13 protein-coding genes and 1 pseudogene are annotated in these 14,269 nt (G+C 66.1%); 3 read left to right on the forward strand and 11 right to left on the reverse strand.

Going from position 1 to position 14,269, the window contains the following annotated elements; genetic code table 11:
• Positions 1-18: 18 nt before the first annotated feature.
• The 3 genes from GJG85_RS21010 to panE form a co-directional block, all read right to left on the reverse strand.
• Entirely contained in the window at positions 19-960 is a 942-nt protein-coding gene (locus GJG85_RS21010; protein ID WP_006485848.1) for a substrate-binding domain-containing protein, read from the reverse strand.
• Positions 961-1,088: 128 nt separating this feature from the next.
• A complete protein-coding gene (locus GJG85_RS21015; protein WP_204384374.1) occupies positions 1,089-2,048 on the reverse strand; it encodes an AraC family transcriptional regulator in 960 nt (319 codons plus the stop codon).
• Positions 2,049-2,285: 237 nt separating this feature from the next.
• A complete protein-coding gene (panE, locus tag GJG85_RS21020) occupies positions 2,286-3,233 on the reverse strand; it encodes a 2-dehydropantoate 2-reductase (RefSeq protein WP_204384376.1) in 948 nt (315 codons plus the stop codon).
• Between the two features lie 150 nt (positions 3,234-3,383).
• On the opposite strand from panE, the pseudogene GJG85_RS21025 reads away from it, so the two are divergent.
• A pseudogene (locus GJG85_RS21025) lies at positions 3,384-4,143 on the forward strand (IS5 family transposase).
• 136 nt (positions 4,144-4,279) lie between these two features.
• Here GJG85_RS21025 and GJG85_RS21030 read toward each other — a convergent pair.
• The 3 genes from GJG85_RS21030 to GJG85_RS35020 all read right to left on the reverse strand — a co-directional run bounded on the left by GJG85_RS21030 (position 4,280) and on the right by GJG85_RS35020 (position 5,745).
• Positions 4,280-4,849, reverse strand: a complete 570-nt coding sequence (locus GJG85_RS21030) for a hypothetical protein (protein WP_143328907.1) — start codon at positions 4,847-4,849, stop codon at positions 4,280-4,282.
• A 124-nt stretch (positions 4,850-4,973) separates the two neighbouring features.
• The gene (locus GJG85_RS21035) at positions 4,974-5,390 is read right to left on the reverse strand and encodes a DUF4279 domain-containing protein (protein WP_089489538.1); all 417 of its coding nucleotides are present in this window, start codon (positions 5,388-5,390) and stop codon (positions 4,974-4,976) included.
• Positions 5,391-5,397: 7 nt separating this feature from the next.
• Positions 5,398-5,745: a hypothetical protein gene (locus GJG85_RS35020; RefSeq protein WP_239468980.1), complete on the reverse strand. Its 348-nt coding sequence runs from the start codon at positions 5,743-5,745 to the stop codon at positions 5,398-5,400.
• Positions 5,746-6,538: 793 nt separating this feature from the next.
• Between GJG85_RS35020 and GJG85_RS21045 the strand changes: the two genes are divergently transcribed.
• Positions 6,539-8,092 carry a methyl-accepting chemotaxis protein gene (locus GJG85_RS21045; protein WP_089489539.1) on the forward strand — a complete coding sequence of 518 codons (1,554 nt, stop codon included), beginning with the start codon at positions 6,539-6,541 and terminating at the stop codon, positions 8,090-8,092.
• 19 nt (positions 8,093-8,111) lie between these two features.
• On the opposite strand, the gene GJG85_RS21050 is transcribed toward GJG85_RS21045, so the two are convergent.
• On the reverse strand, positions 8,112-8,789 hold the full coding sequence (locus GJG85_RS21050; RefSeq protein ID WP_050015069.1) for a response regulator transcription factor: 678 nt from the start codon (positions 8,787-8,789) through the stop codon (positions 8,112-8,114).
• A gap of 376 nt (positions 8,790-9,165) precedes the next feature.
• Between GJG85_RS21050 and GJG85_RS21055 the strand changes: the two genes are divergently transcribed.
• A complete protein-coding gene (locus GJG85_RS21055) occupies positions 9,166-9,657 on the forward strand; it encodes a hypothetical protein (protein ID WP_011547320.1) in 492 nt (163 codons plus the stop codon).
• Between the two features lie 56 nt (positions 9,658-9,713).
• Here the strand turns inward: GJG85_RS21055 and GJG85_RS21060 are convergent, their stop codons facing one another.
• From GJG85_RS21060 to GJG85_RS21075, 4 genes are all read right to left on the reverse strand, one after another.
• Positions 9,714-10,220: a hypothetical protein gene (locus GJG85_RS21060; RefSeq protein WP_050015065.1), complete on the reverse strand. Its 507-nt coding sequence runs from the start codon at positions 10,218-10,220 to the stop codon at positions 9,714-9,716.
• A gap of 129 nt (positions 10,221-10,349) precedes the next feature.
• Positions 10,350-11,747 (reverse strand): sigma-54 dependent transcriptional regulator, encoded by a 1,398-nt coding sequence (locus GJG85_RS21065; protein ID WP_204384468.1) that lies wholly within the window; start codon positions 11,745-11,747, stop codon positions 10,350-10,352.
• Positions 11,748-11,882: 135 nt separating this feature from the next.
• The gene (locus GJG85_RS21070) at positions 11,883-12,467 is read right to left on the reverse strand and encodes a hypothetical protein (RefSeq protein WP_089489542.1); all 585 of its coding nucleotides are present in this window, start codon (positions 12,465-12,467) and stop codon (positions 11,883-11,885) included.
• A 153-nt stretch (positions 12,468-12,620) separates the two neighbouring features.
• Positions 12,621-14,246, reverse strand: coding sequence for a chemotaxis protein CheA (locus GJG85_RS21075; protein WP_204384378.1), 1,626 nt, complete (start codon positions 14,244-14,246; stop codon positions 12,621-12,623).
• Positions 14,247-14,269 lie beyond the last annotated feature (23 nt).

A 14,269-nucleotide genomic window follows, 5' to 3' on the forward strand; every position in this document is an offset into this window, starting at 1 on the left:
CGTCGCGTCGCACGTCGTTCACCAGCTGAAACCCTTCGCGTTGCCGCGATCGACGACCTTCACGTCGACGGGAATCGCCTTCGGCACCGTCGCGCCCCACTTGCGCGCGATCGCGATGCCGAGCGCGATGCGCACCTGGTCGGCCGGGAACTGCGCGGTCGTCTCGATGAACTTCGAGTTCGGCTTCTGGATCGCGGCGATCGCCTCGGGCGCGCCGTCGACGCTCGTCAGCTTGATGTCCTTGCCGGACCCCTCGATCGCGGCGAGCGCGCCCATCGAGCCGCCGTCGTTCACGCTGAAGAGGCCCTTCAGGTTCGGATGCGCGGAGATCATGTTCTCGGTGACCGACAGCGCGGTCGCGCGCTCCTGCTTGCCGTTCTGCGTATCGACGAGCTTCACGTTCGGGAATTTCGCGAGTCCGGCCTTGCAGCCGCGCACGCGTTCGAGAATCGGCACGACCGGAATGCCGTCGAGGATCGCGACCTCGCCGCTGCCGCCGATCGCCTTCGCGAGGTATTCGCACGACATCACGCCCGCGTCGTAATTCTTCGAGCCGACGAACGAATCGACCGGGCCGTTCGCGTTCGCGTCGACGGCCACGACCACCGCGCCGGCCTTCTTCGCCTGCGTGATCGCCGACTGGATGCCGGTCGAATCGGTCGGGTTCACGAGCAGGATGTCGATCTTCTTCTGCAGCATGTCCTCGACGTCGCTCACCTGCTTGCTGACGTCGTGATGCGCGTCGGTGACGACGACCTGCGCGCCGATCGACGCGGCCGCGTCGTTCAGCGCCTTTTGCATCGTCACGAAGTACGGGTTGTTCAGTTCCTGGAACGTCATGCCGATCCGCAGCGGCGCGGCGTGCGCGGCGGCGGGCAACAGCGCCGCGACGGCGAGCGCGGCAACGGCCGCCAGGCGGGCGGCGCGACGGGGGGATGAAGCGGGCGATGCGTGCGTCATGACGGTGTCTCCAGAATTGTGTGCGGCTTTTTCGTGGGTGAATGCGCCCCTCGCGACGTGAGCGACGCGATCGGCTGGGTGAAACGGTGAAACGGCGGGTAAAACTCGGGCGGGCGGCGGCCCGGCGATCATCCGGGCTGCGGCATGAGTTCGGGCGCACCGGGCGTCAGCACGCGCGGCGGCAGCGGGTTACCGGTCGGCGCCGCGTGCAGCGCCAGCTCGCGGCTGCGCACGTTCAGGCGCTGCAGCGCGCGGAATTCGGACGGCGCCATTCCCTTCACCGCGCGGAACTGGCGGTTGAAGTTCGACACGTTGTTGAAGCCGGCCTGGAAACAGATGTCGGTGATGCTTGCGTCGTCGGCGAGCAGCATCTGGCACGCGGATTCGATCCGCAGACGATTCACGTACTGGACGAACGGCATGCCCGTATGGCGATGGAACGCGCGCGAGAACGCGCTGACGCTCTGCCCGGTCAGTTGCGCGAGATCGGATTCGCGCAGCTCGGACGCGAGGTTCTTGCCGATATACGACAGCGCGTGGCTGAGCCGTGTCGGCGTGACGTCGGCCTGGTCGTATGCGGGGCTCGCGAGCAGCGTGCGCTCCGCCGCGCCGCACAGCCGTTCGAGGATCGTCATGAACAGCGCGATGCGGCGCATGCCGCGCGCGGTCAGCAGTTCGTCGAACAACGGCGCGATCACGGCGCTCGTCGCGGTGTCGAAGCCGACTCCGCGCCGCGCGTCGTCGAGCAGCGCCTGCGCGTCGCGGCATTCGGGGAATGCGTCCATGCAGCGACGCACGAACGACGGATCGAACTGGATCACGAGATTGCGGCGCTCGACGGTTTCGCCTTCGGCCATGTCGCTGACCCAGTTGTGCGGCAGGTTCGGGCCGAGCAGCACGAGATGGCCCGGGCCGAACGAGCCGATGTGATCGCCGACGAAATACTTGCCGTGCGTCGCGACGATCAGGTGCAGCTCGAATTCGGGATGGAAATGCCAGCGGATCGTGCGATACGGATAGCCGTGCGACCAGACCTTGAACGACTCGTCGCGTCGCACTTCGACCACTTCGAGATCGGGGTGCATCATGTTGGCGTCTCCATTCCCATATATTGCTGACCGGCCTGTTCGGCTGGGCGTGCAGCGCCGCGTGTCTCGCGCGGCGATGCGACCGGTCGCATGGGAAGCAATGTAGGTCGATCGAGCGCGCGGCTCCACCAACTTTACGCCTGATTTTCGATACTTTTTTGCCGCCCGCGCGCGGGAATGGCGTCGGACGGCAAATTTGTTGCAGCGCGGAACGGCGCGGCGGCCGCCCTCGCCGGCTTACGCCGCCGCGTGCTCGCGCGCCGTGCGCACCTCGTACGCCTTCAGGTGGTTGTACGCGATCCGCAGCAGCGACAGCGTATCGGCCGCCTGCGGGTCGCGTCGCGCGAGCAGGTCGCCGATCACGTGATCGGCTTCGACGCGCGCATGGTTCTCGACGTCGCGCAGCATCGACGCGGTCAGCGGTGACGGCGTCAGCACCATCCGCTGCATCCGCTCGCTGGCCGCCGGGTCGGGCCGGTGGCCGTTGTATTCGGCGATCGCGCTGCATTCGGCGAGCATCGTTTCGAGCAGGCAGCGGCCGTCCGGCGCGGCGAGAATGTCGCCGATCGACCCGCGAAACAGCGACGTGCTCGCGGCGAGCGTCGCGAGAAACACCCACTTGTCCCACATCCGCGCGGTGATATCGTCGCTGAGCGTGGCGTCGAAGCCCGCGCCGCCGAGCACGTCGGCCACCGCGCGCACGCGCGGCGATTCGCCGCCGGCCAGCTCGCCGAACGACACGCCGTGCGTGTCGTTCAGGTGCACGATGCGCTGCTCGCGATCGAGCGTCGCCGCGATCACGCACAACCCGCCGAGCACCTGCGCGGCGCCGAAGCGCTCGCGCAGCACGTCGAGGTGGCGCATTCCGTTGAGCATCGGCAGGATCAGCGTCTGCGGGCCGACGAACGGCGCGAACGATGCAATCGCATCGTCGAGGCCGTACGCCTTGCAGCTCAGCAGCACGAGATCGAACGGCGCGACGCCGGCGCCCGCGTCGCCCGCGCGGATGGTCTGCACGTTCGCGAGCGTCAGGTCGCCGCGCGGGCTGCGGATCAGCAACCCGTCGCGCGCAAGCGCGGCCGCGCGGCCGTCGCGCACCAGGAACGTCACGTCGCGCCCCGCCGCAGCCAGCCGGCCGCCGAAGTATCCGCCGACCGCGCCGGCCCCTACCACCAGAATCCGCATCGTTGCCTCCTTTCGGTTTCATCGTCATCGTGCTGCCGCCCGTGCGGGCGCGACGCCGATCATCGCCCGACAGTATAGCGGCCGCTGTTATGCATATGCATAGATGCCCGCGCCCGCGTAACGGGCATCGGGAAATGACCGCTTCTTAGCGTGCTGCCACCGCCAAAGCCACGCCGCAAGAAACACCCAGGACGGCTCCCGGTTTCCAACCGGGCGGCACTGGACGGCATCCTGAACGTATTCAAGACCGGGATACGCTGGTGCGACCTCTGGACCAAGCTGGGATTTGGCTCAGGGCCGACCTGCTGGAAGCGTTTGCGCGACTGGCAAAGGGCCGGCGTGTGGAGCGCGTTGCACGAACTGCTGCTTGCGAAGTTACGCGAAGCCGGCGAACTCGATTTCTCACGGGCAGCGGTCGATTCATCGTCGGTGCGAGCCGTTGGGGCGGGCGAAAAACTGGCCCGACCCCCATCGATCGCTCGCGACCAGGTTCGAAGCATCACATCCTCGTCGACGCCAATGGCGTCCCCATCGGTGCCATCCTGATTCGCGCGAATCGCAACGACGTTACCTAGCTGCTGCCGCTCATCGACGCGGTCCCGCCACTTCGCGGCGTACGCGGCCGACTGCTTCGCAAGCCCGAAGTCATCTACGCAGATCGAGGCTATGACTCCGAGCCGCATCGTCAGCGGCTTCGTGCGCGTGGTATCGAACCGGTGATCGCCCTGCGCCGTATGGAATGCGGCAGCGGACTAGCAAGCTCCGCTGGGTGGTCGAGCGTACTCACGCATGGCTGCACAATTTTCGTCGTCCTCGCATTCGCTTTGAGCGTCGAGCCGCGTCTGTACTGGTTAATCGACGGTTGCAGAAAAGGCAGCACTGCGCGGCGTCATCCTTGTTGAGTAAATGAAAAAAACCCGGACCTAATGAAGGTGCCGGGGCTTTTGTTGGTTTTTCGTGGATTTTCGTGGGTGTCCCCAGCCGACCGAAGAGATCTCAGGGGCAGCGTACGGTACGCTGCACTTCGAAAGAAAACGAGAAATCATTTAGCTGAAAAATAAATCATTTTTAGGTGGTGGAAATGTAATTTCCGCATCTGAAAATTTTTCAATGTCACGACGAACTATCGCGTCACCCAACCTTTCATCAAAACACCTTCTAAACACCCCAAGAACCTTAGAGGTGTATTTCGCCTTTTTAATAAATTGACGAAGATCATCAATCGCCAGTTGGGGGAGTTTTGCATTTTTATCACCTATAACAGGATGAATCAAAACTTCAGCCACATACTTTATATCTGCCCCTTCGAATACAGGGTAATCGTGCCAGTGCACGATTTTATTTCTTTGCTTATTTAGCGAAGCAACGATCTTGCGCACCGAATCCCAAAATTTCTTGAATTGATCTCCGCAGGACGCCTCTAGAATGGCGGTCACGATTTCAATCCGTGGACTCATTGAAATATTTGAGTAAAAAATGACAGATGCAATCTGATGGTCAATTTTTCCCGCATCAGCCATAACCCAGCAAAGCTGGCTCTCAATGTTCGCAAATGCGTCGATCGCCCTACCTCTTTCAAGATCGAAAGTGTCCTTTATATGATCTTTGTTATCCATCGATATTTTTCAAAAAAATCGCTGCACATACGACAACAAGCACGCTCAGTTTGATAGTACGTCGCTTGACTGAACAACCCTCCAATGCAATGCCATGTACTTCTCAGTGGTGCGTTGATCCGCGCTATCGGTATTCATCGACCTCGACCTCGCCTCCGAGCGATTCCACAAGAGCCCGGATATCGTCCGGCACGTCCGGCACGCGCTTACCGCTCTCGTTGTCCCAATAGCAGCGGAGACGGACCCGAGCGCCCGCACCGTCGATAAGCCCGCGCAGGTCCGGGCGCGGCAAAGACAGATGCTTGATGAGATAGCGAAGATGGGGTTCCAGTTGATCACTGTGGACAGCGCCGTCACTGCGAACCGCCCAAACACTCGTGCGACGCGTTATGACGCGCCCCTGTCCTGTCGGATCGTTTACCCGCTCCCCTTTCGTTACCTCCGTATCGGGTACGACGCGGAAATAGTCTGTCCAAAATTTGGGGACGACGCGATCGCCTGAAATAGAGAATGATGCATGTGCAAGTTGCTGTTTTTTCATGATCCGCTCAGTCCCCGTAGTTGTGCATGTTGTCGATCACGACACCTTTGAATTCAACGTCTCCGTTGTCGTGCCAGAGAACGTTATCGGCCCCTCCCAAATCATTCGCGTCTTTCATTTGGTGGATCATGTTGCCGAAGATTTTACGCTGGTAACCAAGCATTTTCGCCGCAAAGTTCGGGTTAGTCGTGCTTGCCGCCAGCTCTTGAATGTCACCGCTCAAAGGGCTATCAGCGTAGTCAAACACGTTCGCATCACCTAGCGGCGAACCCGATCCAAACGAGTTCGCAAGTTGAGGCGTACCGCCTGCTAGTGCGCCGCCAGTACCGGCAACGACACTTTGAAGGTAACTCATGAGTTCACCGGCTGACACATCGCTTGGTACGGCCCAAGACGGTATCGGCTTGTCCGCTGGAAGCGCAGCCATCCTCGGCACACTGGCAAACCTACTGCCCTTTGGGAAAGGCGGTGTTGATGGTCCGCCACCGCCCCCAGCACCCCCACTTGCCACGGGCCTATCGATCGAGACGGTAACCCGGCCGTCCTCTATCGCTGACCTAAGCGCGGCGACGGGATCGCCGGACAACGACCCGGCAAGCCCGAGTTCCCGAAGGTAGCTGGCAGCCTCCGCCATCAATGCGGAATACTTCGGCCAATGGAGCATTAATTCTGAGACAGCCGCGCGCTGTTCCGCAGGCCGAATTGCCCCGCTGTCACTGGACAGCGTAGCGCGCTTTCCTGAGCCAATGTCGATAGTTACGGCCACAACTCGAATTCTCCATACGAATCCTGGTCACTGGATCGCACCTCCCCCCGGCCTGTGAAGGCGCGGAGGGGTTCGTTTTCCGGTCCGGCGCGACGCCTTATAACGCGCCGCATAGAAGCTGTTGCGAAATCACGGCTTAGGTCTGTTAACTTTTTCGCAGCCGCCTCAAGATTCGCTACGAACGGTACGCACACGTGCACGAGGCATTCCTCTCGCTCGCGTGCTGCTTGATTTGCTGGAACAAACGCAAGACAGCGTCCGATTGATTTCGCAGCATCTTCTAAGGGATTTCCCGCCTACGGCGCCGCGCGTTTCACGCCGTCAAAACATGTATCCCGTCACGCCGTCCCGGCGAGCTTCCACGACTGACCGACCTCATACCATGCGCAATCTCTCCCTGAATCAGAAACTCGCCTCGATGATCGTCATCCTGTGGCTCGGCCTGCTCGTGATCGCCGGGCTCGGCGCATGGCAGACCCGCGCGTCGATGATCGCGGACCGCCGCGACCAGCTTGCGTCGCTGGTTGCGCAGGCCGCGAGCGTGACCGATCACTACTACAAGCTGTCGCAGCAGAACGCGCTGCCGGAAGCCGATGCGAAGCAGAAGGCGCTCGAGGCGATCGCCGCGATGCGCCACGGCGCCGACGGCTATGTGTCGGTCAACGATTCGAAGCCGGTGATCGTGATGCATCCGATCAAGGCCGAGCTCAACGGCAAGGACGTGTCGAACTTCACCGATCCGAACGGCCAGCACCTGTTCGTCGAGATCGTGAAGGCCGGCAACGCGGCAGGCGGCAAGGGTTTCGTCGAATATCTGTGGCCGAAGCCGGGCGCGGACAAGCCGCAGGACAAGACCAGCGCCGTGCAGCGCTTCGCGCCGTGGGACTGGTATCTGGTGACCGGCATGTACATGGACGACGTGCGCTCGGCGGTGCTCGCGAGCGTCGGCCGCTGGTTCGCGATGACGGCCGTGCTCGGCGCGATCGCGACGGCCGTGATGGTGCTGGTGCTGAAAAGCGTGCGCGCGAGCCTCGGCGGCGAGCTCGAAGCGGCGCTCGACGCCGCGCAGCGCATCGCGCAGGGCGACCTGACCGCGCGCGTGACCGTGAAGCACGACGATCGCGGCAGCCTGCTGCATGCGCTGCATACGATGCAGGGCGGGCTGATCGACATGGTGTCGCGCGTGCGGATGGGCACCGAGAACATCAACGTCGGCGCGAGCGAGATCGCATCCGGCAACACCGACCTGTCGCAGCGCACCGAGGAACAGGCGGCCGCGCTCGTGCAGACCGCGTCGAGCATGGACGAGATGACCGCGAACGTAAAACAGAACGCGGACAGCGCGGCGCAGGCCGCGTCGCTCGCCGGCCAGGCCGCGCAGGTCGCGACGCGCGGCAGCGAAGTGGTCGACGACGTCGTGCGCACGATGAACGAGATCACCGATCGCTCGCACAAGATCGGCGACATCATCGGCGTGATCGACGGGATCGCGTTCCAGACCAACATCCTCGCGCTGAACGCGGCCGTCGAAGCGGCGCGGGCCGGCGAACAGGGCCGCGGCTTCGCGGTGGTCGCGGCCGAAGTGCGGTCGCTCGCGCAACGCTCGGCGACGGCGGCCAAGGAGATCAAGTCGCTGATCGTGTCGTCGAACGAGACGGTCCAGCACGGCGCGACGCTCGTCACGCACGCGGGCGAGACGATGACCGAGATCGTGCAGTCGGTGCGGCGCGTGAACGAGATCCTCGACGAAATCAGCCACGCATCGCGCGAGCAGAGCGCCGGGATCGAGCAGGTCAACCGCGCGGTGGGCGAGATGGATCAGGTCACGCAGCAGAACGCGGCACTCGTCGAACAGGCCGCGGCCGCCGCGCATTCGTTGCGCGACCAGGCCGAGGCGCTGCGCGACGCGGTGACGCGGTTCGCGCTGCCGGCCTGACGGCAAGCCCGCCCCGCACTCACGCCGCGCTGCCCGCCCGCCGCGCGGCCTCGCCGCTCCCGAGCCCCAGCCCCGCCGCGCGCTGGATCAGCTCGACGTCGTTGCTCGCGCCGAGCTTCTTCATCGCGCTGATCTTCTGCGCGCTGACCGTCTGCTTGCCCTTGCTCAGGCGCTGCGCGATCGTCTTGATCGGCACGCCCGACAGATACAGGCGAATCACCTCGATCTCGCGCGCCGACAGCTTCACGGGCGTATCGCCGCGCGTGCCGAGCGCTTCGACCGCGCGGCGCACGGACGGGGACAGGTAGGTCGCGCCGCTGTAGCTCGAATGGATCGCCGTGACGATATGGCCGACCTCGTCGAGCTTGCTGACGACGCTCACGCCGCCGATCGCGACGATCGACCGGAAGATCAGCGGGTTCTCGTTCGCGACCAGCGCGACGATCCCGACGTTCGGCCGCGTGCGGCGCAGCCAGTCGAACAGCGCGAGGCCGTCCATCTGCTCGTCGCCGCGAATCGCATAGTCGACCAGCACGACGTCACAGTCGACGCCGCCGAGCGACGCGACCAGTTCGGCCGCGCTCCGGTAAACCGCGGCGAGCTCGATCGCGCAGGCGCCGCCTGCGATCTGCTCGATACCGGCCAGCGTCAACGGCCAGTCGTACGCGACGACGATGCGAACATTAAATTTCCTCATGCGCAATTCCTGGTGGTTCACCGGCCGCGCCACACGACACGCGCGCGACCGGTTGGGCGTTGAAAGGACATTCAGGCTATTTTTAGCCTGAATGTCGATTCTATGAATGTCTGCCTGCGCGCGATATCGGACGGCGTACGAATTGGCCGCCGAAGACGTAATACGCGTTTGATATTTGCACCGGCTCGACGCCCGGCGGCCGGCGATCGACCGTCGCGGCATCGGCCCGATGGCCGGTATTGCGCGCCGCACGACCGGTCAGCAGGTAAAATTGCGCGTTTGCATGCCACCCCGGGCCGCCGGCGGCGAGCGACGCGCCGATGCCGGCCGCGCGCCACCGCCCCTTCGCCGGCTTGCCCGACCTCCCGCTTTGCTCATGACCGATTCCGACCTGCAATCCGACGACACCTCCATCCACGAAGACGGCCTCTGGCGCGACAACGGCTGGACGGCCCGCATCATCAAGAACGAAGACGACGACGGCTGGGCCGTCGAGATGGTCAAGGACGGCGAGTCCGAGCCCGCGCTCGTCGGGCCGTGGACCATGGGCCGCGACAAGAAGAACCCGAAGCCGATGGACGCGAACGCGTTCCGCACGCTCGTGAAAACCGCGACCGAAGTGCTGATGCGGCACGAACAGCAGCGGCGCGCGCTGCTGCACAAGGAAGTGACGGTGCAGGACGAAGCCGGGCAGGATGTCTCGGTGACGCTCGACATCGTGCCGGACGAGTTCGAGCCGTATGCGCAGCTCAAGGCGTTCGATCCGTATGGCGAGCTGCTGGCCGACGCGAAGGTGTCGGCCGGGTTCAAGCTCAACAAGGCCAGCGCCGAACGCTGGGTCGCATCGGGCTTCGACCGGCCGGCATAGGGCCGGCTCAGGGCCTGTTCAGGCCCTAAGCGCGCACGGCGCGCCGAGGCGGGCGATCAGGCCCGGGCGCCCCGCTCCGCGCGCGCGAGCCGGCGCGCGGCCAGCTTGCGCCGCACGAGCGCCTCGAACTGCGGCGTCGCGGCCTCGGGATCGCGCGCGGCCAGGCCCAGCACGTTGCGCGCGAGCTGGATCGGCGTCAGCACGATGCCCCACGGCAGCCCCCACCAGCCGAGCGTGGCCGACGCGAGCAGCGCGACCGCCTGCTTTCTGCGGCCGCAACGGCGGCAGCACACGTGGCGCCGCGTCGCCCAGCGCGTGACGAACACGAGCGACACGACGCGATGCGACGCGTGGACGTCGACCGGCCGCCCTTCGCGCAGGCAGATCGGGCAAGGCCCGTAGCGCCAGTCGTCGACGTACTGCCGCACCTTCGCGTCGGGCACCCGTTCGGCCTCGACGACGACCGGATGCGCCCGTGCGCATGCCGGACTGCAATAGCGGCGGCCGTCGATCGACCGCCCGCCGACCAGGAACGTCCTGCCGCAGTGATTGCACTCTGCCACGATGACCTCGGATAAACGTGATGCGCCGCGTGCCGGTTGCGCGCCGATCGATGCGCGCGCCGGCCGCGGCCATTTGCTGTTTTAACGGCTGCCGCCGTGCGGTCTTGAGCGGTCGCGCGCCGCGGCGCGTCAGCCATGCAGCCCGTGCGTGTTCATCAGCCGGTACAGCGTCGCGCGCGAGACGCCGAGCTCCGCCGCGGCATCCGCATGCTGGTGGCGGTGACGCAGCAGCGTTTCCTCGATCGCGTGCCGCTCGGCCTGCCGGCGCGCCTGCGCGAGCGTCGGTGGCCGCAACGACGTGTACGGGCGCAGCTCGAGATCGGCGGCCGAGATCAGCGGGCCGTTCGTCATCACGACCGCGAAGCGGATCCGGTTGATCAGCTCGCGCACGTTGCCGGGCCACGGATAGTTGTGGATCGCCGCGATCGCGCACGGCGTGAAGCCGCGAATCCGGTACGAGCCGTCGCCGCGGTAGCGCCGCAGCACGTGATCGGCGAGCAGCATGATGTCGCGGCCGCGCATGCGCAGCGGCGGCTCGTCGATACGCAGCACGCACAGGCGGTAGTACAGGTCGGCGCGGAATCGCCCGGCCTGCATCGCGGCCTCGAGATCGACGTGGGTCGCCGACACGATCCGCACGTCCACCGGAATCGACGCGTGCCCGCCGAGCCGCTCGATCTTGCCCTCCTGCAGGAACCGCAGCAGGCTCGCCTGGCTCTCGAACGGCATGTCGCCGATTTCGTCGAGAAACAGCGTGCCGCCGTGCGCGGCCTCGATGCGGCCGATCGTGCGCTGGTGCGCGCCGGTGAACGCGCCGCGCTCGTGGCCGAACAGTTCGGCCTGCAGCAGCGTCGTCGGGATGGCCGCGCAGTTCACGGCGACGAACGGTGCGTCGGCACGCGACGACTGCCGGTGGATCGCCGCCGCCGTCAGTTCCTTGCCAGTGCCGGATTCGCCGGCGATGAACACGGTCGCCTCGGTGTTCGCGACCTTGCGGATCGTCGCGAACAGCCGGCGCATCGCGTCGCACGCGCCGATCATCGCGCCGCCGGGCGGCGGCGCTTCCGCGGCCGGGTCGCCGTCCGCGAGCGTCAGCATCCCGTATGCATGGCCGACGAGATAGCCGATCGTCGTGTAGGCGGTCGCATCGCGCACGTAGTCGAAGCAGCAATGGCGGATCAGGCCCGCGATCGTGATGTTGCGCAGCCGCTCGCCGTCGGCGAGCGCGACCCAGCCGACGCGCGGGTCGCGCAGCAGCGCCTCGAACGACGCGACGTCCGGCGCCGCGAAACCGGCGAAATCGACGATGCCCGCGTGCGGACGGTTCGCCTTGACGAGATTCAGCGCGTCCGCCACGGTTTTGGCGTGCCATACGTCCCAGCCGCGCGACGCGAGCACATCGACGAGCGCGGCATCGTGTTGCCGCGACAGGTAGACGAGCGGCCGCGACGGCGCGACGGGGGGATGCCGGACCGCGATGAACGGCAGCGCGCTCACCTGCCGTTCGACATCCCGGGCGCCCGACATGCTCAGCTGACAGCAATGGTTCACGATCGCCTCGCCGCATAAGGGTATGTATCGGAGCGGCCGTTGCCCGATCGCGCGCGGCGGGGCCCGTGGTCCCGCGGCGCGGCGCCGCTCCGTCCTCGAATCGATACTGCGTTATCGGCAGAACACGACGCGCTGCGTGTAGATCTGCGGCTCGACGACAGGCTTCGTCGAGCCGTTGAGATCGTCGCGATACGCGCGGTAGGTCCTGCCGTTCACCGTCACGTCCGACGCGCGGGCCGTCTCGATCCTGTCGAGCCCGGTGTGCCGCCATTCGTTCACCCGGTCCGCCGCCGTGACGCTCGACTCGCCCGCGATCTGCTGCGTGATCGTGCTGCCGTCGCTCCACGGCTGCGTCCGCATGTCCTCGGCGTGCTGCATCGCGCCGACCGTCTTGCCGGTCGACTTCGGCCCGTTCTGCGCGTCGAACGGCGCACCCCGGCCGTACACCGGCGATTGCCACGACGGCGCGTGACCCGCTTCCGGCATCATGTAGATCATCTGTGGATCGCCGATCATCATCATCGGCGCGCATGCCGTGTTGTCGGGACGGCCGAGCGTCGACAGCGCCTGCTGGACGCTCGCGGCGTTCGCGAGGGTCTGCTCGCTCAGGATGACGAAGACCGCGGGATTCTGGAAAACCGACTGCGCAGCGGCTTGCGCGCTGGCCAGCAACAAAGCGATCAAAAAGATCCTCATGATTGAGGCCTCCTTGCACTCGTCACGCAAAAAGAGGTGTTGACCTCGGGGATGGGAGCAACACCCGTCAAACCGGAAAAGCGGGTCGGGCATCGGGCCGAGCGCCTGCCGGGCGACCAGCGTGCCGGTCGCACGGCAAACCGACCCGCATGCTCATGACGAGGTGCTCGTCGAGATGATGGCCGGCGCCGGCGCGATCGGTGCCGCCGGTGCGGCCTGCTGGTCGACCGTGGCCGGCGGCAACGCTTGCGCCGGATCGGTCAGCGCAGGCATGCCGGCGGCTTGTGCAGCCGCGGTGCCAACCGATTCCACTGCGTCCGGCGCTTTCGCGTCCGCTGCCCGCATGTCGGCAGGCGCAGCGGCGACGGCAGGCTGCGGGGCCTCCGGTGCAGGCGCTTCGGCGGTTGCCTGCGGCGCCGGCTCGGCCGCCTTCGCATCGGCGGCAGGCGCCGCGACGACGGCTGCCGCCGGCATCGGTTCGGCAACCGGCTCGCCGGCGGTCTGGGCCGTGTCGGTCGCGGCCGGCAGCGGCTCCGGCGCCTTGTCGGCGACGGGCTGAGCAGGCTCGGGGGCCTTGTCCGCGACGGCCGGGGCAGGCTCGGGCGTCTTGTCGGCAACCGCCGGGGCGGGCTCGGCGGCCTTGCCGGCGACCGGCTGCGCGGGCTCCGCTGCCTTCGTATCGGCAACCGGTGCGGCAGGTGCCGGCGCTGCCTTGTCGGCCACAGCCGGTGCGGCGACGACGGCTGCAGCCGGCACGGCTGCCATTGCGGCCGCCGGTACCACCGAGGCCGCAGGTGCGGCGGCGACAGCAGGCGCGGCAGCAGCAGCCGGTGCCGCGGCGGCCGGAACTGCGGCGGCAACCGTCGGCACTGCGACGGCTGGAGCAGCGGCGGCAACGGCTGGCGTCGCGACGGCCGGCGCGGCGGCGACAGGCGCGAGCACCGGGACCGGGACCGGCACCGAAACGGGCGCAGCGCGCATCGAAGCCGTCTCGATCGGGCGCGTCGGTGCGGGCGCGGGTGCGGCCGAGCCGAGCGGCGGCAGGCCCATCCGGTCGCGCACGATCGGATCGCGATACTTGATGTCGTCCGCGACGGTCGCTTCGACGCTGGGCGCCACGTTCGAACGCGCGAGCGGCGCGGTCGTACCCGGGCACAGGTGCCCGGTCGCTTCCACCGCGCGCCGGTTCGCGTCGCTTTGGCACAGCAGCGCGAGCGCCACGTCGGTCAGGCCCATCGCACGGAATTCACGCGCATCGAGACGCCGCACGCAGGCCTGGTCGACCAGCGTCGTGCCGCCGGTCGCGCCGAACCCCGGGAACGACACGCCGACGCTCACCGAGCCCATGCAGGTATCGGACAGCGTGGTCGTGAGGCCCGGCGCCTGAATCGACGGGTTCGTCTTGATCGTCTGCGTGCCCGAGTAATTGACGTTTTCCGAGATCTGGGTGTTGTACGGGTTGGTGCCGGGCGCCCCGGACGACTGGAGCGAGTTCACGCTCTGCGGCGTCACGTTGCCGCCGGCCGTGCCGGACGGCATCGTCACGTTGACGTTCACGCTCGAATTGCCGCTACCGCGCACGCCGCTGCTGCTGCTGGCATTACCGCCGCGCGAACTCGTGGTGTTCGTGTTCATGCTCGACCCACCGCCCTGGCTGATCGCCGTCGACGATGTCGACGATTGCGCACTCGACGTCGAATCGGCGGTTTGCGCCTGGGCACCGATCGTGGTCATCGCGAACATCGCCGCACATGCCACCTTGATCCTGTTGCTGTTCATTTCACTCTCCGGACGAGGTTTGA

Source organism: Burkholderia sp. MS389, from assembly GCF_016899425.1.
In the GTDB taxonomy this organism is placed as follows: domain Bacteria; phylum Pseudomonadota; class Gammaproteobacteria; order Burkholderiales; family Burkholderiaceae; genus Burkholderia; species Burkholderia sola.